The organism is Aromatoleum anaerobium (genome assembly GCF_012910705.2).
Taxonomy (GTDB): Bacteria; Pseudomonadota; Gammaproteobacteria; order Burkholderiales; family Rhodocyclaceae; genus Aromatoleum; species Aromatoleum anaerobium.
The window spans coordinates 146,304-165,042 of record NZ_WTVG02000039.1 but is presented as its reverse complement, the minus strand read 5'-3'; the positions used below and the strand labels follow the sequence as shown (position 1 = coordinate 165,042).

Below are 18,739 nucleotides of genomic sequence, written 5' to 3'. Positions count from 1 at the left end.
CTTTCATCGCAGCGGGACTCCACGCTTTCTTATGGTCGTTCGGCGACGGGGATCAAGTCCGGCCGGCGAGTCTTTTTTCGACTGCTCCAGGGAACGCAGAGCCTGAACGATTTCCCCTTGGCTGGTGGTGAGGAGGAGGGCGAGTTCATGGGCGCGTGAGCGCTCGGCGTCGAGCGCAGCCTGCAGGGTTGCCTGAACCGCGTCGGCCTGGCGGAGTTCGGTCTCGAGGGTGTGCACCTTGCTTCTGGCTTCCAGCGCCTGCGCCTTTCCGGCTGCCAGAGCGTCCTCCAGCGTGACATTTGCCTGAAGGGCGATTTTCCGCTCTGCGTCCACCGTCGCAAGCTGCTTCGTCATCGAAGCCAGGGCGGTGTCTTGCGCAGAAACGTGTTGGCGAAGTTCCGCCAGCGCGTTTTGCGCCACCCGGGCTTCGCTGCGCGCCTGATCGAAACGAAGGAGCGCCTCCTTGATATCGCGGTCGCAACCCGCCTTGACGGCGCCGATCTCGTTTTGCAGGGCGATCAGCTTTTCGCCGGCTGCTTCGAGCCTGTCTTTGAGCGTTTCCCGCTCCGCGTCGAGTTGCGCAATTTGCCGTTCATGGCTTGCAATAAGGGACACGCGTTCCGCAACGGTGGCGTTGAGGGCGGCTTTGGCATCCTCCACTTGCGTCTTCAGCGTGTCGATAAGCGTCTGTTGTGTTTCGGCTGCGTCGGCGAGGCGAATCCGTTGCCCAGCCAAATCGGCACGTTCCTTCTCGATGCGGGCGGCTTCCTGCGCAAGGGCCTCGCGATCCAGGGTCAATTCATCCGTGCACACCTGGCGCGCCGTCGTCAAGGCCGCATGCCAAAACGTCCGGGCGGCCTGGCTGATCGCATCGGGCGCCTCGGACGGTGCACAAAAGGCCGAAGGATCCTGGATTCGGCCACCGAGCGCCTTGAACCACGAATCCAGATGGGGTCCGACCGTGTTCGGCGAACCTCGTCCGATCTCGGCCCGGATACGTTCGACGGTGGGCCGGAATCCCTTCAGCAACAACGCGTCCGCGGCTTCCCAAACGTCCCGTTGGCCGACGCCGCCACGCTTCCCACTTTCGAGCATTTCGCTTGACCTCCCCTCTTTCTCGCATTGATTATTACCTACGATAATTGAAAGTTATCGTAGGTAACAGCCACATTTGTGTAAAATACACTACACATTACAGCATACAAAAACACGAAGAGCACGACATGGACCTAGACGACACTCTGCCCGCATTGGCAAACACTGTTGCAGTACTGGATCCGGACGCTTTGGCGCCGATGACGCAACAGGCTGTCGATGAAATCCTCGCCGAGGGAACATCCGCCAACACCGATGCCAGCTACCGTGCCGCACTTCGCTACTGGGCTGCCTGGTTTGCCTTGCGCTATCGAAAGCCGCTCAAGTTTCCGGTGCCGGTACCCGCCGTGATCCAGTTCATCGTCGATCATGCGCAGCGAACGACGTCCGGCGGGCTGCGCTGCGACTTGCCCGATGCGCTCGACGAGATCCTGGTAGAAAAGGGATACAAGGCGAAAATCGGCCCGATGGCGCTATCCACGCTCAATCACCGGGTGTCGGTCCTGTCATCGCTGCACAAGCGCAGCCCCGAACTCGAGAACCCGTGCCGAAGCCCGGCAGTGCGGGATCTCATTGCCCGCACCCGGCGTTCCTACGCAAAACGCGGCGAGCGCCCGCGAGGCAAGGCTGCCCTGACCCGGGAACTGCTTGAGCAGCTGGTCGGTACGTGCGACGACTCGCTCAAGGGCTTGCGGGACCGTGCGATCCTGCTGCTGGGATGGGCTTCAGGTGGGCGCCGCCGCTCCGAAATCGTGAGCCTTCGCGTGGAAGACCTGAAAAGGGTCGGCGCCGATGAATTCATCTTTGAACTCGGCGCATCGAAAACGAACCAGTCGGGAACCGTCAAGGCAGACGACCTCAAGCCCGTGGTCGGCGCCGCCGGCAGCGCTGTGGCCGACTGGCTTGCGGCAACCGGTCTGGCTTCCGGGCCGTTGTTCCGCCAGATCGGCAAGGACGGATATTTGCGTGGAGCTCTGTCCGCTTCCGCAGTGCGCGCGATCGTCCGGGAGCGGTGCCTGCTTGCCGGCCTCGACGGCGATTTCAGTGCTCACTCCCTGCGTTCCGGGTTCGTGACCGAGGCTGCGAAGCAGCAGATTCCCCTGGGAGAAACCATGGCGTTGACCGGGCATCGCAGCATCCCGTCGGTGATGCGCTACTTCCGCGCGGGATCGGTCACCACCAGCAAGGCGGCGAAGCTTTTCGACGAGGGTGACAAGACGGGGTAGATAAGGTCTTGGCGGTCTTGGCCCGATTCAGTCCGGCAAGGCCGTGGCGGAAACCGCCGTGCTGCTGCGCGCCTCTTGAGATGAGTCCCGCAGCGTGTCGAAGAACCGGTAAGTGTTCTTGCCCGCCCTCTTCGCCCGGTACATCGCCGTGTCGGCGTGGCGTACAAGCTGGTCCGCATCGACCTTGTCCTGAGGGAAAAGCGTCACCCCGATGCTGGCGGAAACGCCCAGCATGAGCGTGCCGACCGGAACCGGATCGGCCGCTGCGTGGAGCAGACGCTCGAGCACCGGCTGGCAGTCCGCGGGATTGTCGAGGTCGACGAGCACGGCCGCGAACTCGTCCCCGCCGAGGCGCGCCAACGTATCCCCTTCCCGCAGCACTTCCCTCAGCCGCAGGGCGATGTTGACCAGCAACTGGTCGCCAACGGGGTGGCCATGGTTGTCGTTCACTGCCTTGAAGCCATCCAGATCGATATAGGCTATTGCCACGTGCTGACTGCGCCGGCTGCACTGGGCCATCGCTTGTTGCAGGCGGTCCGAGTACAGCGCGCGGTTGGGCAGGTTCGTCAGCGGATCATGGTAGGCGATGTGCTCCAGCTGCTTCTGGTGGTCCTTCAGCGGCGTGATGTCGGTAAATAGCAAAACGTAGTTCTGCGTGCGCCCGTGGGAATCGCGCACTGCGCTGATGTTCAGCATTTCGGCATACACCTCGCCATTCTTGCGCCGGTTCCACATCTCGCCGTGCCAGTGCCCGCTTTCAAGGAGCGCGCGCCATATCGCTTTGTAATACTTCTCCGGATGGAGCCCGGACTGGAGGGCCTGCAGCGACTGGCCCGACACCTCGTCGCGTCGATACCCCGTGACGGCGGTGAAGGCTTCGTTGACCTCGATGATCCTGGCCTGTGCGTCGGTGATGATGATGCCCTCCCGGGCGTGCGTGAACACGCTGGCGGCGAGCCGCAGGCGGGCTTCGGTCTTGCGCTTGTCGGTGACGTCGATGTGCGCGATGACCACTCCGTAGAGTGGGTGGTTCAGCGGCGTCGCGCTGACGCGCAGCCAGGTGCTGCTGCAGGGCGTGCGCACTTCCATGCTGCTGTAATGGATCGGACGCTGCTCGGCGAGCGCCCGCGCGCCCGCATACTCGGCCGCTGCCATCGGGGTGCCGTCCGCCTTGAAAACGTCCCATCCGGCCCCGCCGACCGACTGCGTGAGCAATTGCGACTTGCCGATTCCGAGCATCCGTTCGGAGGCGGAATTGCACTCGACGATCCGCCCCTCGCGATCGGTCAGCATGATGCCGACAGGGATGATCTCGAAGATCGTGTGCAGCCGCTCCTTGTCGCCGGCGACGAGCGCCGCGGCCTTTTTTTGCGCGCTGATGTCCTGGCGAGTCCCCGACATCCGGCGCGGCCGGCCGTCGTGCGTCCATTCCACGACGCGGCCTCGATCGAGCACCCAGACCCAGCTGCCGTTCTTGTGGCGTGTGCGGATTTCGCACTCGTAGGTTTCATTTTCACGCCTGAAACAGCGCTCCAGCAGAGCGTTCGAGCGTTCGAGATCGTCGGGATGCGAAAGATTCCTGCCGGTGTTGATGTCGACCGGCGAGATTTCGCCGAGCGTGTACCCGCTGATTTCCGCCCAGCGCTCGTTGAACGTGGCGAGGCCGGTGTCGACCTCCCATTCCCAGGTACCGATATTTGTGCCCCAGATCACTTCCGCGAGGCGCTGGCTCTGTTCGCGCAACCTGCGCTCGCCACGAGCCATGCGGATCGTCATCCCCGTCAGCAGCAGCAGGAGCGCCGACAGCGCGAGGATCCAGGCCTGGTAGTTTTGCCACAGGTCGATGACCGTGACGTCTGGCGTGGCGTCGAAAGGAGGCAAATGCAACGCCTTGGCCAGCTTCTCGACCGACAGGTAATCGGCGGCGATCGTGAAACCTGCGATGCCGGCGGCACGCGCAGCGGGATGGTTGTGCTCCAGGGCGAGCAGCGCGCGGGCAATGCGTCGGGTCGTGCGGGCGTCGACATGAGGCAACGCGACCAGCGGCCATTCCGGGTACAGGCGGGTCGATACTTGATAGGGAAAGCCCGGGAGATACTGACGGTTGATGATCTTGAAATCCGCGGAATCGATTCTGCCCGCTGCAGCCAGCGACTCGAGAATGCCGGAGCGGATGAAACCCACCTCGGCCGTGCCGGACAACACCGCGTCGATCACTGCGTCGTGGTTGCCGACTTCGAGGATTTCGGCATCCCTCGGCAGGCGGATGCCGCGCTGCAGGAGTTCGTAGGCCTGTGCCTGATGGCCTGCCAGGTATTCCTGGCTGGGGATCGCGATCTTGCGGCCCTCCAGGTCGTCGAGACCCTGGATGTACTTTCGTCCCGAGGCGGTAACGATCACGCCTCCCAGTGAATCCGCCGCCTCGCCCTCCCTGCGGCTGACCACGGTGGCCAATGCGCCGGTGAGCGCGTTCTGGGCGCGCAGGACGAGATAGTGGCTCGGAGTTGTGAAAGCGAGGTCGAGACGATTGTTCGCCATCGCCGCTTTCATTTCGTGTCCGTCGAGCACCGTGAGGACGACCCGGGTGTCCCGCAATTCGGTGCTCAGGTATTCGGCCAGCGGCTGGTAGCTCGCTTCGACGAGGGGTTTGGGGCGATAGGCCAATACCCCGAGTGTCAGGGTTTCGCCTGCTGCGGCAGGCAGTGCCGAAACCAAGAACACGAGGACAGCGAGGAGATATTTCATCCGCTTAGACAGATCCTGACAGACAGCAGTCCGGGAAAAAATTCTGGCCGGAATCCGCAGGCGCGAGGCAGGCGGTTGAAATCGCGGGCAATGAAGCCAGGCCGAACATCAGAGTAAGCGAAATAAATAATCTTGGGTGCATTTCCGGATACGGAACCGCTGGTGCCAGGGACCGGCGGGACGGCCCTTCGCTGCCTCCCGGGATTGACCGACGCGGACAATCGTAGCCGAGCCGAAGTTGATGCAGGAGGAATTGTCGGGCGCGCCGTGCAGGAGTTCACAACTACCACCAAGGCAGTAGCATATATTGGCGTCCTCGCAGGCTGGACGCACGAATGCGCCGACCTGCGGCACACGCAAGGCGTGCTTCCTGGAGCCCCCTGCCCTGTCGCCCTGACCGGCACCCCCTTGAAAACGGAGCCGCTACCCTGAACCGGAATGCAAAGGACGTGGAAAGAGCATGATCAGCAAATGGCTTTCCAGAATGCACGCCCGCCTGCTGCTGCTGATCTTCGTCACGGCGCTCCCTGCCCTTGCGATCATCGTCAATACGGGTCTCGAACAACGCAGGGAGGCAAGCGCCGCCGCCGAGAAAACGGTGCTGCTCACCGCGCGGCAGATCGCCACCCGCCAGCGGGACATGGTGAGCCACATCCACCAGTTGCTCGAAGGGCTCGCCCAGTCTGCGGAAGTGCGGCAGCTCCATTCCGCCGAAGAATGCAGCGCCTGGCTCGCCGAACTGGCCAAGCTCCACGAACTGTATGCGGAAGTTTTCGTCGCCGGACTCGACGGCAGGATCACCTGCCGCTCGCGGTCCTTCAGCCATACGGTCGACGTCTCCGATCGCAGCTATTTCCGCCGCGCTCTGGAGCGGCGGGATTTCGCCATGGGCGATTACCAGACCAGCCGTTTCGACGGCCAACCGGTCGTCATCTCGGCGCACCCGGTGTTCGACGGCAACGGCAAGGTCGCGGCGGTGGTGGGAGTCGGCGTCACCCCGGCCGCGTTCGCCGCGCTGCTGCGCGAGATGTCCCTGCCCGACGGCTCGGTGGTGACGATCGTCGACAAGCAGGGCGTCATCCTCGCCCGCCTCCCCGATCCGACGGGCCTGGCGGGGAGCACGATTCCCGAACTGAGTCAGTTCCAGGCTGCGCTCGCCGGTGCCGGCGATCTGCTGGTGAAGTCGGTATGGCTCGACGGGGTGTCGCGGATCGGGGCGATCGCGCCGGTGCTGAGCAGATTCGGCGACCTCTACGTGCGTGTCGGCATTCCCACGGCGATCGTCGAGAACGCAGGGGCGGTTGTCGCCCGGCACAACCTCCTGCTCCTCGCCGGCGCCACCGTTCCGCTGCTGCTGTTCGGCTGGTTCGTCGCGCAGCGGCTCGTGCTGCGGCCGCTGCAGGATCTCACCGAGACCGCAAGACGCCTGGGCGAGGGGGATCTGCAGGCTCGCACCCGCCTGCCTCCGGGGAGCGGCGAACTGGGGGACCTCGCGCGGACGCTGGACCGGATGGCGGACGGCATCGGACAGTCAATAGCGCGGATCGAGACTGCGGAGCGGGAACTGCGCCGCAGCAACCGCGCGTTGCGGGTGCTCAATGAAGTCACCCGCGCGGTCGCGCAGGCCGACGACGAAGTACAGCTGATGGGGCTGATCTGCAACGCGGCCGTGGGGGCGGGTGGTTATCGCATGACCTGGGCTGGCCTGGCCGCGCAGGATGCCGGAAAATCCGTGCGACCGGTGGCGTGGGCGGGACATGAAGCGGGTTTCCTCGAGGTGGTGAAGGAACTCCTGAACGATAGCGAAAGCGCCCTGTGTCCGTCGTCGATCGCCATCGGCACCGGCCGGCCCTGCATCGTCAGGAATGTTGCCACCGACTGCCGCTTCGCCGGCTGGCGGGACGAGGCGCTGCGGCGCGGGTATGTCTCCGCAATCAGCGTCCCGCTGGTGGCCGACGAAGCGTTCGGCGTGCTCACGGTGCTGGCCGATGAAGCGGAGGCTTTCGACGCGGAGGAAACGCGTCTGCTGGAAAATGCCGCGCGCGAACTGGCGTTCGGCATCGTCATGCTGCGCAGGCGGGCCGCGCACGAGAGGGCCGAAGCCGCGGTGCAGCTGCGCAACCGCGCGATCCAGGCGAGCCACAGCGGTCTGCTCATCTACCGCTATGGGCCGCCGGCCGGCATCGTCAGCGCCAACCCGGCGCTCCTCCGGCTGCTGGGGATGGACGAAGAACAGCTCATCGCCACGGATTTGCCGGCGCTCGGACGACAGGGTTTCGACGCCGGCGGCTGGGAACAGCTCGACGCGCTGGTCACCGCCCGGCGCGCTGGCGAGGTGTCGCTGAATCTGTCACGCGGCCCCCAGGAGGTGGCTTGGCTCGACGCCGGCGTGACGCTGGTCGGCGACGACGTGACCAGCGTCGACCACGCGGTCATCGAATTCCGCGATGTCACCGAAAGACACCGCTACCAGGAACAGCTGGCTTACCAGGCCAACCACGACGCGCTGACCGGCTTGCCGAACCGCAACCTGCTCGGCGATCGCCTGCAGCAGTCGCTCGCGCTCACGGCACGCAACCAGAGCGCCTGTTTCGTGCTGTGGGTCGATATCGACCGCTTCCAGGTCGTCCATGACAGCTTCGGCAACGAAATTGCCAACGCCACGCTGGTCGTCATCAGCCAGCGCCTGGTCGCCGCGGCAGCCGGTTGCAGCACCGTCGCGCGCGTGGCCAGCGACGAATTCGTCCTGATCACCGAGGAGCTGCCGAGCCAGCAGGCCGTGGTGTCGCTCGCCACCCGGCTTCTCGACGCCTTGCGAGCGCCGATTTCGGCCGGCGGCGAGGAACTGTGGCTCACCGGCAGCATCGGCGTCGCGGCGATGGCAGGGACCAACCTGGACGTCGATGCGCTGCTGCGCAACGCCAGCGTGGCCCTGTTCCGTGCCAAGGAAATGGGGCGCGACACATTCTGCTTCTACGAGACCGACCTGAACGCGCGGGCCGCGCCGCGGCTGCGCCTCGAACTCGCGCTGCGGCGCGCCATCGAGCAGGACGAGCTGTTTCTTGCCTACCAGCCGAAGGTCGATCTGCTGACCGGCGAAGTGGTGGGCAGCGAGGCGCTGTGCCGCTGGCGGCATCCTGAACTGGGACTGGTGTCGCCGGGCGAATTCATCCCGATCGCCGAAGAAAGCGGACTCATCCTGCCGATCGGCCGCTGGGTGCTGGAAACCGCCTGCGCCCAGGCCCGTCGCTGGATCGACGACGGCATCGACTACCGCAGCGTCGCGGTGAACGTCTCGCCGCTGCAGTTCTTCCGCGACGATCTCGTGGCCGACGTCGCGGCATTACTGTCCCGCTATCGCCTCGAACCGGCGTCGCTGATGCTCGAGATCACCGAAAGCGCGCTCATGGGCAACCCTGCGCGGGCCATCGTGATGATGCAGCAGCTGAAGGCGATTGGTGTGAAGCTGGCGATCGACGATTTCGGCACCGGCTATTCGTCGCTCAGCGCGCTCCAGCGCTTCCCCATCGATTATCTGAAAATCGACCGCGCCTTCGTCACCGACATCACCACCAATGCGAGCGATGCGGCGATCGCCGTGTCGATCATCTCTCTCGCCCACAGTCTCAACTTGCGCGTGATCGCGGAAGGGGTCGAAACCGAAGGGCAGGTGGTCTACCTGCGCGGTCGCACCTGTGACGAGATGCAGGGCTACCATTTTTCCCCGCCGGTCGCGCCCGAGGTGCTGGCCTCGATGATCCGGGACCACCAGCGGCTGGTTTTCCCGATGCAGATCGATCGGCCCGACCGCACGTTGCTGCTGGTCGATGACGAGCCGTCCATCCAGTCGGCGCTGCGCCGTATCCTGCGCAGCGAAGGCTACATCCTGCTGTTCGCCGGCAACGCGGCCGAAGCCCTCGATCTGCTCGCAAAGCACGCCGTCGGGGTGGTCATGTCGGATTTCCGCATGCCGGGCATGGATGGCATCCAGCTGCTCGACAAGGTCAAAACCCTGTATCCGGACACCGTGCGCCTGGTCCTTTCCGGTTATGCCGATATCGGAACCATCACCAACGCGATCAACCGCAGCTCGATTTTCCGCTTCCTGCACAAACCGTGGGACGACCGCGAACTGCTGCAGTCGGTGCGCGACGCGTTCGAGCGTTTCGACCGCCGCAGGAATACGCTGGCCGGTTGAGCGGCAAAGCCGGCTGCGGAATCGGAATCCGGCTACGATTTCACCAGGGGGCATGCCGCGGCGCACAGGAGCGCACTCGGTTTGCCCCGCAGGATGTTGAGCAGTTCCGCACGCGCCCGTTCGCGTTCGAGCCCCTTGGCCACCAGCGAGTCGACCAGCTCGTTGAAACGCGCGCGCCGCCGCAGCCCCGCCTCGCTGGTGTCGCGGCGATTGTTGAAACAGTCCATCAATGTCGAGCCGCAGACGCAATTGCGGAAGAGTTCCAGGATCACCTGCCCGTTGTCGTCCTTCGTCTGCCTGAGGCCGCTCCGCCCAGAGCCGACGCGCTGCGTTTGGGCGACGTAATCGTCGGCGTCCCGGTAGCTTCGGCCGCATACGGCGCAGTGCTTCGGAAACGCACCCGCGGCGACCGCCTGCAGACCGGCGTAAAGCTCGGCATCGACAGCGGCAACGTCGCGCGAATCCAGCTGTTGCGTCATGTTTGCCCCGAATGTGGTGGTTGTTTTCGGCGACATATTATGAACAACGATTCGTGCTTCGCAAGAGCGAATCGGCTGTGCAGCGGGTCAGGCCGCGCGGCGGAAATATCCGGATACGCCGAAAACCGTACGCGTCGCTCAGGTTTTGCAACCTGCGCCGCCAGCGTCGCGGACGTGTAGCGGCAGCAGGATGCGGAACGTGGTGCCCCGGCCGGATTGACTGCGAATCTCGATGCGGCCGTTATGCCGCTTCACGATATCGGCCGAAATCGACAGCCCTAGCCCGGTCCCCTTGCCGATCGGCTTGGTCGTGAAGAACGGTTCGAAAATGCGCTGCTGCACTTCGGGTGGCATCCCCTTGCCGGTGTCCGCAATCTCCACCCATGCATGCTCGTCCATCGTTCCGCTGCGCAAGGTGATCGTCCCGGAGGTTTCGATGGCCTGCGCGGCGTTTACCAGCAGATTCATGAACACCTGGTTCATCTGCGCGGGAATGCAGCGCACCGGCGGCAAGTCGCCCAACTCCCGCACCACCTCCGCCTTGTACTTGATTTCGTTCCACACGATATTGAGCGTGCTCTCGAGGCCGCGGTTGAGATTCGCGTCCTGCCACTCGCCTTCGTCGGCGTGCGAAAAATCCTTGAGGTCGGCGACGATGTGCTTGATCCGCGCAAGCCCGTCGACCGATTCGCGCAGCAGATCCGGGATGTCGGCGCGCAAGTAGTCGATCTCCGCGATCGTGCGCGCTTTTTGCGCCGCAGTACGCGCCGGGTGATCCGCGGGCAGTTCGCTTTCGAGACGCTCGTAGGCCTCGATGACGCTGAACAGGCGATCCACGTACGAGGTCAGCGAACCGAGATTGGAACTCACGAATCCGACCGGATTGTTGATCTCGTGGGCAACTCCTGCAGCCAGCTGTCCCACCGCAGCCAGCTTCTCCGACTGCAGCAACTGGTTCTGCGTCCGTTCGACGCGTGCCGCCGCTTCCGCCAGCACCCGACGCTCGCGCTCGCGTTCGCACGCCTGCTCCGCAAGCTGCGCGCCGAGCCGCTCGTTGGCCACGGCAAGTGCCCCGCATCGTTCGGCGAGCAGGCCGACGAGCTCCGTCAAATGCGCTTCGATTCCGGTTTCGGCCGGGTTTTCGCCCTGGGCATCGACCGCGCCCCGGCCGCGCTGCAGTGCGAAGGCATTGATCCGGCCGATCGCCTCGCTGATCCGCTCGTCCGTCCGGGCAATTGCGCCCAGCTCTTCACACCATGCACCCGCTGTCATTCGCCCTGTTCCTCCCGCCCGGACTCGAGCATCAGGATTGCCTCTCCAGCGTCAGTTCGCGCAGCGTCAGTCGCATTCGGCAGCGACATCACAGTTTGTCGCGACGGACGTGCAGCGTCAGGGCGATGCCTTCGCGGCGGGCGTAGTCCTGGATCTGCCGCACCAGAGAGGCGTCGAGGATATATTCGGCGGCGAGCAGCAGTGTGCCGTCGCGGCCGACGAGATCGCGCGCGAGGACCATCCCCGCCTGGAGGTTGAGCGCCGACACAGCGACATCCCGTGCAGGCGGTTCCTGCGCCACTCCGCCCAGCATCTCGACGAGCGCGTCCACCACCTGCGGATCGTAGCGCCGGTTGCGCGACTGCACGAGCATCGCTTTCGCCTCATCCGCACTCAGGCGGTTCTCGGCCAGCGTGCCGACCTGCAACCCATCGAAGTCATTGACGACCGACAGGATGCGCGCGCCCAGCGGAATCGCAAGCCCCCGCAGACCGTCGGGAAAACCCTGTCCGTCGAAACGTTCATGGTGCGAGCGCACGATGCGCGCGGCTTCCTTCAATTCGTCGAGCGGCATCAGCGCGGATTCGCCGGCGATCGCATGCTTGCGGTAGTACCCCATCTCGTCGCCGTTCATTTTCGAGACAGGCTTGGCGAGCAGCGTGTCGGAGAAACCGATCTTGCCGATGTCGTGCAGCAGGCCGGCAAGGAAGATGTCCTGCTGGCTCTTGGTGTCGATGTCGAGGCGGGCGGCAAGCTTGCGGGCGAGATCGGCGACTCGCCGCGAATGACCCGCGACCCCGCCTCCGCGCAATTCCATCAGGCCGGAGAAGGTCTTGATCGAGACCATGAAATTCTGCTTGAGCCGCTCGTTGGCCTGCTTGAGCGAGTCGTTCGTCTGTTCGAGGGCGGCGGTGCGTTCCTGGACCTTGTGTTCGAGATCGGTGTTGAGTTCCTTCAATTCATCGTTCTGCTGCTGCGTCAGTGTCTGCAGCCGCGTGTTTTCCGCCTGCAGCCGCTGCCGGTCGAGCGCATCGCGAATGATCAGCGTGAGATCGTTGTCGTCCCACGGCTTGGCAATGTAACGGTAGATCTCGCCGCGGTTGATTGCGTCGATCGTCGAGCCGACATCCGCATAGCCGGTGAGCAGCACGCGCGTGACCTGCGGCCAGCGGTTGCGCACGTGTTCGAGGAACTTGGCGCCGTCCATTTCGGGCATGCGCATGTCGGAGATCACGAGGTCGATGTGTTCCCGCTCGAGAATCTCGAGCCCCGCCTTGCCACTCTCGGCAAGATGCACTTTGTAGCCGGCTGGCCGCAGCAATCGCCGGAGCGAAGAAAGGATGCTTGCCTCGTCGTCGACGAGCAGCAGGCTTGGTGCGCTGTCAGTGATCTCGATCATCGGATTCGCTGTGTGTATCGCCCGCCTCGTCGCGGAGGCTTCCGGGCCGGGCTGTGGGGCGCGATTATACCCCGTCGTCACGCACCGGACGCCCGTCGCGGCGGCGCCGATTCGCCGCCGCCGTGCACCGTCGGGCGGGTCTATCTGAGCTGTCCGCGAATCTCGCCGCCCGGCCGGCTCGCGCTGATCCTCCTTACCGCCCAGTTCCCGCGCAATATCCACCGCGGCACGCCGCAGCCTTCGCCTTCGATCCGCTCGCTTGCGGTAAACTTCCCGTCCGTGCCGAGCAGCCATACCGCCCGCAGACACCTGTGCGGAACGGACTCGGTTCGGCGCCAGCCGTTCCAGCGAACCTCTCTTCGCAGACCTCCGACTCGATACGAACCGATCCTCATGCATCAAGACGACACCAACGACATCGACGCGCTCCATCAACTCTTCGACCACATCATCGACGAAGGCGTCGGGGTCATCCTCGACACACACTCCTTCGACGCCCTGCACGTCCGCCTGCGCGAGTTGATGCGGCCGTTGGCCCAGGCCATCGTCAGCGAGGCGGGCGAGGACGCCGACGACAGCCAGGTGGATCAGGCCGCCCGCGCAATCGCCACGCGCGCCGCACTCGACCTGTGGAACCACACGCCGATTCCCGACAACCACTTCCGGCCGTACAAGATGGACAAGCCGGAGCGCAACGCGCCGTGCCCATGCGGCTCGCAGCGCAAGTACAAGCAGTGTTGCGGCGCGGTCGACTCGCCGAGCCTCACGCTGCCCCCGGACGAGATGGCCGCGCGGGTGCTCAAGCGCCTGCCGAAGGAGCGTATCGGCGAGATCGGCGCCCTCGGCGTGCCGGTGCACACGCTCGGCATGGTGGCGCAGGCCTGGTTCGAGCAGGAACGATTCGACGACGTCGTCGCCTTGCTCGAACCCGTGTTCAAGGATGTGCGCGGGCTCGACGAACGCGCCGAACTGGCCGCCGACGTGCTGGGCAACGCCTGGCTCGCCCTCGGCGACGAAGCCCGGCGGCTTGAGCTCATCGCCACGTTGAAGCGTGCGCCGGACAAGACGCTGAAGAGTGCTGCATTTCAACGCGAGGCCACGCTGAACTGCGACCGCGGCGACTTCCCGGCCGCGTGGGCCGCCTTCGGGCAGGCTCAACGCCTGACACCGAACAACCCGACGCTCGCGCACCTCGAAGTCCTGCTGCTGCTCGCCGATGGGCGGGAGGCCGAAGCGCGGGCGCGGGTCGATTTCTGGACCGCGAAACTCTCCCGCGACCCCGAGTTCGACCATTCGGAGCTCATCGGCCTGCTCCACCAGATGCTCGACCTCGGCCGGGTCGACGAGCGCCTTGCCGCGCTGCCCGAAGACTACCCGGAACGGCGCCTGCTGCTGCACGTCGAGATCGAAGGCATCGAGCCGCCGATCTGGCGCCGCCTGGAAGTCGAGAACAGCCTGACTTTCGCCGAACTGCACGACATCCTGCAAACGGCGATGGGCTGGGACGACGCGCATCTTCACGAGTTCATCGTCGGCGAGTACCGCATCGGGCCCGCGTTCGAAGCCGAGTGGGACGAGCCGGCCTTGCCCGGCGAAGAGGTCGAGCTTGGCCAGGTGATCGGCCGCAAAAAGTCCTTCCGCTACCTGTACGATTTCGGCGACGGCTGGAGCCACCGCATCACCATCGAACAGCGCCTGCCATCGACGCCAACCGAGCGGCCCGCCGTCCTCCTCGCCGGCAAGCGCGCCTGCCCGCCGGAAGACTGCGGCGGCGTGCGGGGCTATTACCGGCTCCTCAATGCCCTCGCCAGGCCGGACAGCGAAGAAAACCGCGAAACGCTCGAGTGGCTGGGCGACTACAAGCCGGACGCGTTCAGCCTCGCGAGCGTTCGCAAGGACGTGGCGTCGCTGTTCCGGCGCATCTAAGTTTCGAGCGCGCGAGGATGCGCGGCCTCAGGCGCTCGAAATCCTGCCCGAATGCTTGCCGCGCCAGAAGCGAAGCGCATCGGGCGCAATGCGCGTCGCCTATTGCGCCCGATGCGTCCTGATCCTCGATGACGCGCCATGCCGCCGCCGTTACGCGTCGGGTCGTCTCAGATGCTCGAGGAAGGACGCCGCTTTGACGATCGGACAGATGAAACCCGCCGCCACGGCATGCAGGTCCGCATCGCCTGTCACGAGCCAAGCCGCTTCGCCGGCAATCGCCAACTCGAGAAAGGGCAGGTCATGCGCGTCACGACAGGCCGGCGTGCGTGGCGGCGGATCGGGGATGGTGACCGTCTCGCAGAACGGCAGATAATCGGCGAGCAGTTCTTCCTGCTCGGCGGCGCCCAGTTTGAACTTGGGGTAGGTCAGCACCCGCACGAGCTCGGCCGCGGTGACGCGCGAGACCAGCGGCAGGAAGTCCCCACTCTGCCACGCCCTTCGCAGCGCACCGGGAACCCCGCCGCCGAAAACCAGCGCAGACAGCACCACGTTGGTATCGAGCACCGCGCGCGGCACGGCGGCCGCCGAGTCCCGCCCCTCGACCTGCCCCATCGTCACTGCTTGCCGCGCGGCGAATCGACGCTCGCGCGCGCCCACGCGACGGCATCGGCCACATCCTGCTCCGTAAGGTCGAGCTCGGCGAGCTTGGCGCGCACCGCGTCGGCACGCTGAATGCGTACAGGCGTGAGGATGATCTGGCCATTGCGGGCTTCAACCTCGAAGTAAGGGCCAGCCCCGACCGCCTCGGTCACGCTCTTCGGAAGAGTGAGCTGGTTCTTGGAAGTCATCTTGGCAAGCATCTCGGCAACCCTGTAAGTAAGGTTTCCTTACTCTATCGCTGAGCGTGAATCATTGCAATGTGCTTGACGGTGTCCACCAGCATTTCCTCGGCAGACACGGCGTAGGGCTGCCGCTGGGAGTTGCGGAAACCGTCGGCCTGGGTTCCAGCACGGCGAGCGACTCCACGTCGGTCTGCGCCTGCGTGGCGTCGGTGCGGCCCGGGGTGAAGGGCACCTCCATCGGGTGACCGGAAGAGATGGAGCGCCCGTTCGACAGCGAGCGTGCCAGCACCCGTGCCTCCGGGTTGGAGCGGGCGAGGAACACCGCCCGATGCAGGGCCACAATGGTCTTGCCCGTCCCGGCCGAACCGGCGATCCGCGCCGGGCCGGCATAGTCGCGTTCCACCCACTGGCGCTGCGCCGGATGCAGGAACAGCATCCACTTGTCCCACGGGCAGTCGTCATCGGCGTCCAGCACGATTAGGATCCAACCATCGCCAGCGCACTTGGCCGCAGCTAGAAGCAACTGCCTGCGGAACTCTTCTTCCTTGTTCAAGAACTTGTCGCGTCGGATCCGAATTGGCTGCAGAGGATTGACCAGTGCGACAGGACCGCGCTCGGTAGCCAATCTTCGCAACAAGACCGGCAAGGCTGACGCGCCGAATGAAAACGGTATGGGACATGGAGGCCTCTCTGTCCTGTAAAGATGACTCGAAGTGCACTGGTTATGGACGAGGCTACACCCGAAACACCTTCATCACTTCGTCCCCGAGGTGATTGATCACCTTCACCGCGATCCGCCCCGACTTCGGCTTGTCAAACGGTCGTGAGGTGTCGTTGTTCAGGGTGGCCCAGGCCTCCGCGTCGATTTCCGCCTTCAACGTCGTCTTCAGTGCCTTGTACGGATCGTTGGCGCCGAGGAAGTAGGCGTGGCGGACGAAGAAGGATTCCATGTTGTAGTCGGTGTCGATGAACCAGCAGGCGATCCCTGCGGGACCGTCGCTGCGGACTTCGCCGGTGTTGGGGTGGAAGACGTCGACGCCGTTGACCTTGACCTGCAGCTTGCCGCCGTCGGCTTCGAGGATGTCGATGTCGGGTTCGCCGAAGATGACGAAGAGGTTGCCCTTGCCGGTGTTCTTGAGGTCGTCGGCCATGTGGAGGTCGGCGTTCATGCGCGCCTTGAGGACGGGAATGCGGCCGAGCTTTTCGAACTCGCTGGAGTGGGCGTCGTAGTTGAAGGCGCAGGCGATGAGGACGTCGAAGTCGGCGTCGCCGGCTTCGCGGGCGGCTTCGACGAGGTCGGGGCGGGAGACGGTGCCGAACTCGGGGCCGATGAAGATGGCTGCGCGGCGTTCCTTTCCCGATTCGGGGTCGCCTTCGATGTAGCGGCCTTCGGCGCAGATCAGCTCGCCGGGCCAGGGAACGAGGGAGGTGAAGGCGATGCGGTCTTCCTTGTGCGCCTGTTGCACACCGGCGGTCTTGAGGTTTTCGAGGATCATGCGGGTGAAGTCGCGTTCCTCGCCTCCGTCGCCATAATCCGCACCGGGTTCGGTGGCGCGATTGCGGTCGTCGATGATGTCGCCGTTCTCGTCGACGCCGAGCATGCGGTGGGGTGAAAGGCTCTCGACGGTGAAGGGGCCGGCGACGCGGACCTTCTTCCTTTCCTCGTAGGGCTTGTCGTACAGGTACTCAGTGTCCGCCTTGGCGGCGATCGAGGCGTCGATTTCCTTCTGGCGGGTGATGCGGGCCTGCCACCAGTCGGCGTGGGCCCGTTTGGCCGTATCCGGCCACCTGGCGTCGGCCTCGCGCGGGATTTCCCATTCTTCCCAAGTCTTGCCGAGAGCCTGATTGAGTTGCTGACGCAGCGGTTCGAGGGTCTGCTGGTACTGCTCCCAGATGACGTCGATCTCGGCGTTGTTGGCGATGGACTTCAGCGTGATGTGCGGGACGCGCTCGTAGACGAAGCCGTGGGTGATGCTGCCGCGGGTGGGCTGGCTCGACGGGGCGCTGCGAGCGAGCTCGGCTTCCTTCAACTGGCCTTCGCGGCTGTCGGCGAGGAGGTAATACGGATAGCGGGCACCCATGATGCGGGCGCGGGCGAGGGCCAGGGCGACGCGGGAGGTGTCGATGGTGATCCAGCGGCGACCCCATTGTTCGGCAACGTAAGCCGTTGTGCCACTACCGCAGGTCGGGTCGAGGACTAGATCGCCGGGGTCCGTAGCCATGAGGATGCAGCGCTGAACAATGGTCGCGCTCGTTTGCACGACATAGACCTTACCGGCTGCCCCCGCCACATCGGTCCAGATGTTTGAGATGGGGTAGGCAGGAAAATCGTTGATGAAGCGGACGTATGCAATTGTGGACTTGCGCGCTTCGATCCTGTCCGCTTTGGACAGGGTGTCCAGTCCGTCCAAAGACGTTTTCCAGTTCGACGTGAGTCCAGGATGAAACCTTTTTCCTTGGAACTTCCACTCTGTAGTGGTGTTTGCTCTCACCCCACTTGAAATCAGGCTTGTCAGTTGATACGCCGATGCTCCACTTGGGATGCTGTCAGCACCTTCTCGTTCAGCCGTAGTCAGTGGGCGAGTTTCACCAACGTTGATTCGAACCCTGTCATAACGCTGACCGCTGCCTTCTCCTATGCCCAGCTCCTTTCGCTGATACGGTTGCCTGAATTTGGCCTTCTTCGATGTCTTGCCGTACCAGAGGATGTAGTCAGCGACGTTTGGCAGATACGACGTCTCTTGACCCCCAGTCTTCTGCACGCAGATCTCTGATATTAGATTGTCCTCCCCGAAGACCTCATCCATCACCGCCCGCACACGGTGCACGTTCTCGTCCCCAATCTGCACGAAGATCGACCCCGACTCCGTCAACAAATCCCGCGCCACCGTCAGCCGGTCGCGCAGATAGGTGAGATATGAGTGAATCCCGTCGCGCCAGGTATCGCGAAACGCCTTGACCTGCTCCGGCTCGCGGGTGATGTGCTCGGCATTGCCGTCCTTGACGTCGCGGCTGGTGGTGCTCCACTGGAAGTTGCTGTTGAATTTGATGCCGTAGGGCGGATCGAAGTAGATGCATTGCACGCGCCCACGCAGACCTTCGCGCTCGGCGAGGCTGGCCATGACCTGCAGGCTGTCGCCGAGGATCATGCGGTTGGACCAGTGGCCGTCGTGGCGGTAGAACTCGGTCTTGGCGTTGTCGTCGGGCAGGCCGTTGAAATCTGCGAAGAGGTCGGGCTGGGTGTCGGTGCCTTCACTGCGGGTTTCGCTCTGCTTGCGCAGATCGTCGATCAGCGCCTTGGGGTGGACCTTCTCCTGAATGTAGAGCGGCGGAGCGTTGACGACGAGGTCGGACCAGTCCTGCTGGTCCTTGCCGCGCCACACGAGCTGCGGGTCGAGATCGCGGTTGCGGCGCTCGTAGGCGACGCGCACCGGCGAGCGCTCGTCCTTCTGCATCACCGACTGGTATTCGGCGGTGGGGATGTTCTTGCGCGTCGCGTCCTCGTGAGTGAGTGTTTCGACGGCGAGCGGGCTTGCGTTGTTCTTGGCCATGGTGAT

The 18,739-nt window shown here is 64.4% G+C and carries 12 protein-coding genes; 3 read left to right on the top strand and 9 right to left on the bottom strand.

All coding sequences use genetic code 11. The annotated features are described in order from the left end of the window. Nucleotides 1-3: 3 nt before the first annotated feature. Complete coding sequence (locus GO606_RS12905; RefSeq protein ID WP_169118227.1) at nt 4-1,095, bottom strand: DNA-binding protein; 1,092 nt, start codon at nt 1,093-1,095, stop codon at nt 4-6. Nucleotides 1,096-1,223: 128 nt separating this feature from the next. Between GO606_RS12905 and GO606_RS12900 the strand changes: the two genes are divergently transcribed. Continuing rightward, nucleotides 1,224-2,321, top strand: a complete 1,098-nt coding sequence (locus GO606_RS12900; protein WP_169118228.1) for a site-specific integrase — start codon at nt 1,224-1,226, stop codon at nt 2,319-2,321. 27 nt (nt 2,322-2,348) lie between these two features. Here GO606_RS12900 and GO606_RS12895 read toward each other — a convergent pair whose 3' ends face one another. Further along, nucleotides 2,349-5,066: a PhnD/SsuA/transferrin family substrate-binding protein gene (locus GO606_RS12895; RefSeq protein WP_169118229.1), complete on the bottom strand. Its 2,718-nt coding sequence runs from the start codon at nt 5,064-5,066 to the stop codon at nt 2,349-2,351. 460 nt (nt 5,067-5,526) lie between these two features. Here GO606_RS12895 and GO606_RS12890 point away from each other — a divergent pair, with 460 nt between their 5' ends. After that, nucleotides 5,527-9,264 carry an EAL domain-containing protein gene (locus GO606_RS12890; protein WP_169118230.1) on the top strand — a complete coding sequence of 1,246 codons (3,738 nt, stop codon included), beginning with the start codon at nt 5,527-5,529 and terminating at the stop codon, nt 9,262-9,264. A 32-nt stretch (nt 9,265-9,296) separates the two neighbouring features. On the opposite strand, the gene GO606_RS12885 is transcribed toward GO606_RS12890, so the two are convergent. From GO606_RS12885 to nosR, 3 genes are all read right to left on the bottom strand, one after another. Next, nucleotides 9,297-9,743, bottom strand: a complete 447-nt coding sequence (locus tag GO606_RS12885) for an oxidoreductase (RefSeq protein ID WP_169118231.1) — start codon at nt 9,741-9,743, stop codon at nt 9,297-9,299. A gap of 138 nt (nt 9,744-9,881) precedes the next feature. Then, the gene (locus GO606_RS12880; RefSeq protein ID WP_169118232.1) at nt 9,882-11,015 is read right to left on the bottom strand and encodes an ATP-binding protein; all 1,134 of its coding nucleotides are present in this window, start codon (nt 11,013-11,015) and stop codon (nt 9,882-9,884) included. 88 nt (nt 11,016-11,103) lie between these two features. Further along, complete coding sequence (nosR, locus tag GO606_RS12875) at nt 11,104-12,414, bottom strand: response regulator c-di-GMP phosphodiesterase, NosR family (RefSeq protein ID WP_169118233.1); 1,311 nt, start codon at nt 12,412-12,414, stop codon at nt 11,104-11,106. A gap of 393 nt (nt 12,415-12,807) precedes the next feature. Between nosR and GO606_RS12870 the strand changes: the two genes are divergently transcribed. After that, on the top strand, nt 12,808-14,340 hold the full coding sequence (locus GO606_RS12870) for an IS1096 element passenger TnpR family protein (protein ID WP_169118234.1): 1,533 nt from the start codon (nt 12,808-12,810) through the stop codon (nt 14,338-14,340). Between the two features lie 150 nt (nt 14,341-14,490). Here GO606_RS12870 and GO606_RS12865 read toward each other — a convergent pair whose 3' ends face one another. From GO606_RS12865 to GO606_RS12850, 4 genes are all read right to left on the bottom strand, one after another. Then, complete coding sequence (locus GO606_RS12865) at nt 14,491-14,952, bottom strand: putative toxin-antitoxin system toxin component, PIN family (protein ID WP_169118235.1); 462 nt, start codon at nt 14,950-14,952, stop codon at nt 14,491-14,493. 2 nt (nt 14,953-14,954) lie between these two features. Next, on the bottom strand, nt 14,955-15,200 hold the full coding sequence (locus GO606_RS12860; RefSeq protein WP_041646569.1) for an AbrB/MazE/SpoVT family DNA-binding domain-containing protein: 246 nt from the start codon (nt 15,198-15,200) through the stop codon (nt 14,955-14,957). 49 nt (nt 15,201-15,249) lie between these two features. Further along, nucleotides 15,250-15,735 carry a hypothetical protein gene (locus tag GO606_RS12855; protein ID WP_211166602.1) on the bottom strand — a complete coding sequence of 162 codons (486 nt, stop codon included), beginning with the start codon at nt 15,733-15,735 and terminating at the stop codon, nt 15,250-15,252. A gap of 181 nt (nt 15,736-15,916) precedes the next feature. Next, the gene (locus GO606_RS12850) at nt 15,917-18,733 is read right to left on the bottom strand and encodes a site-specific DNA-methyltransferase (RefSeq protein WP_169118236.1); all 2,817 of its coding nucleotides are present in this window, start codon (nt 18,731-18,733) and stop codon (nt 15,917-15,919) included. Nucleotides 18,734-18,739: the final 6 nt, after the last annotated feature.

Coding starts and splice junctions, on each gene's coding strand:
- GO606_RS12905 (WP_169118227.1), bottom strand. CDS start 1,095: ATGCTCGAAAGTGGGAAGCGTGGCGGCGTCGGCCAACGGGACGTTTGG.
- GO606_RS12900 (WP_169118228.1), top strand. CDS start 1,224: ATGGACCTAGACGACACTCTGCCCGCATTGGCAAACACTGTTGCAGTA.
- GO606_RS12895 (WP_169118229.1), bottom strand. CDS start 5,066: ATGAAATATCTCCTCGCTGTCCTCGTGTTCTTGGTTTCGGCACTGCCT.
- GO606_RS12890 (WP_169118230.1), top strand. CDS start 5,527: ATGATCAGCAAATGGCTTTCCAGAATGCACGCCCGCCTGCTGCTGCTG.
- GO606_RS12885 (WP_169118231.1), bottom strand. CDS start 9,743: ATGACGCAACAGCTGGATTCGCGCGACGTTGCCGCTGTCGATGCCGAG.
- GO606_RS12880 (WP_169118232.1), bottom strand. CDS start 11,015: ATGACAGCGGGTGCATGGTGTGAAGAGCTGGGCGCAATTGCCCGGACG.
- nosR (WP_169118233.1), bottom strand. CDS start 12,414: ATGATCGAGATCACTGACAGCGCACCAAGCCTGCTGCTCGTCGACGAC.
- GO606_RS12870 (WP_169118234.1), top strand. CDS start 12,808: ATGCATCAAGACGACACCAACGACATCGACGCGCTCCATCAACTCTTC.
- GO606_RS12865 (WP_169118235.1), bottom strand. CDS start 14,952: ATGGGGCAGGTCGAGGGGCGGGACTCGGCGGCCGCCGTGCCGCGCGCG.
- GO606_RS12860 (WP_041646569.1), bottom strand. CDS start 15,200: ATGCTTGCCAAGATGACTTCCAAGAACCAGCTCACTCTTCCGAAGAGC.
- GO606_RS12850 (WP_169118236.1), bottom strand. CDS start 18,733: ATGGCCAAGAACAACGCAAGCCCGCTCGCCGTCGAAACACTCACTCAC.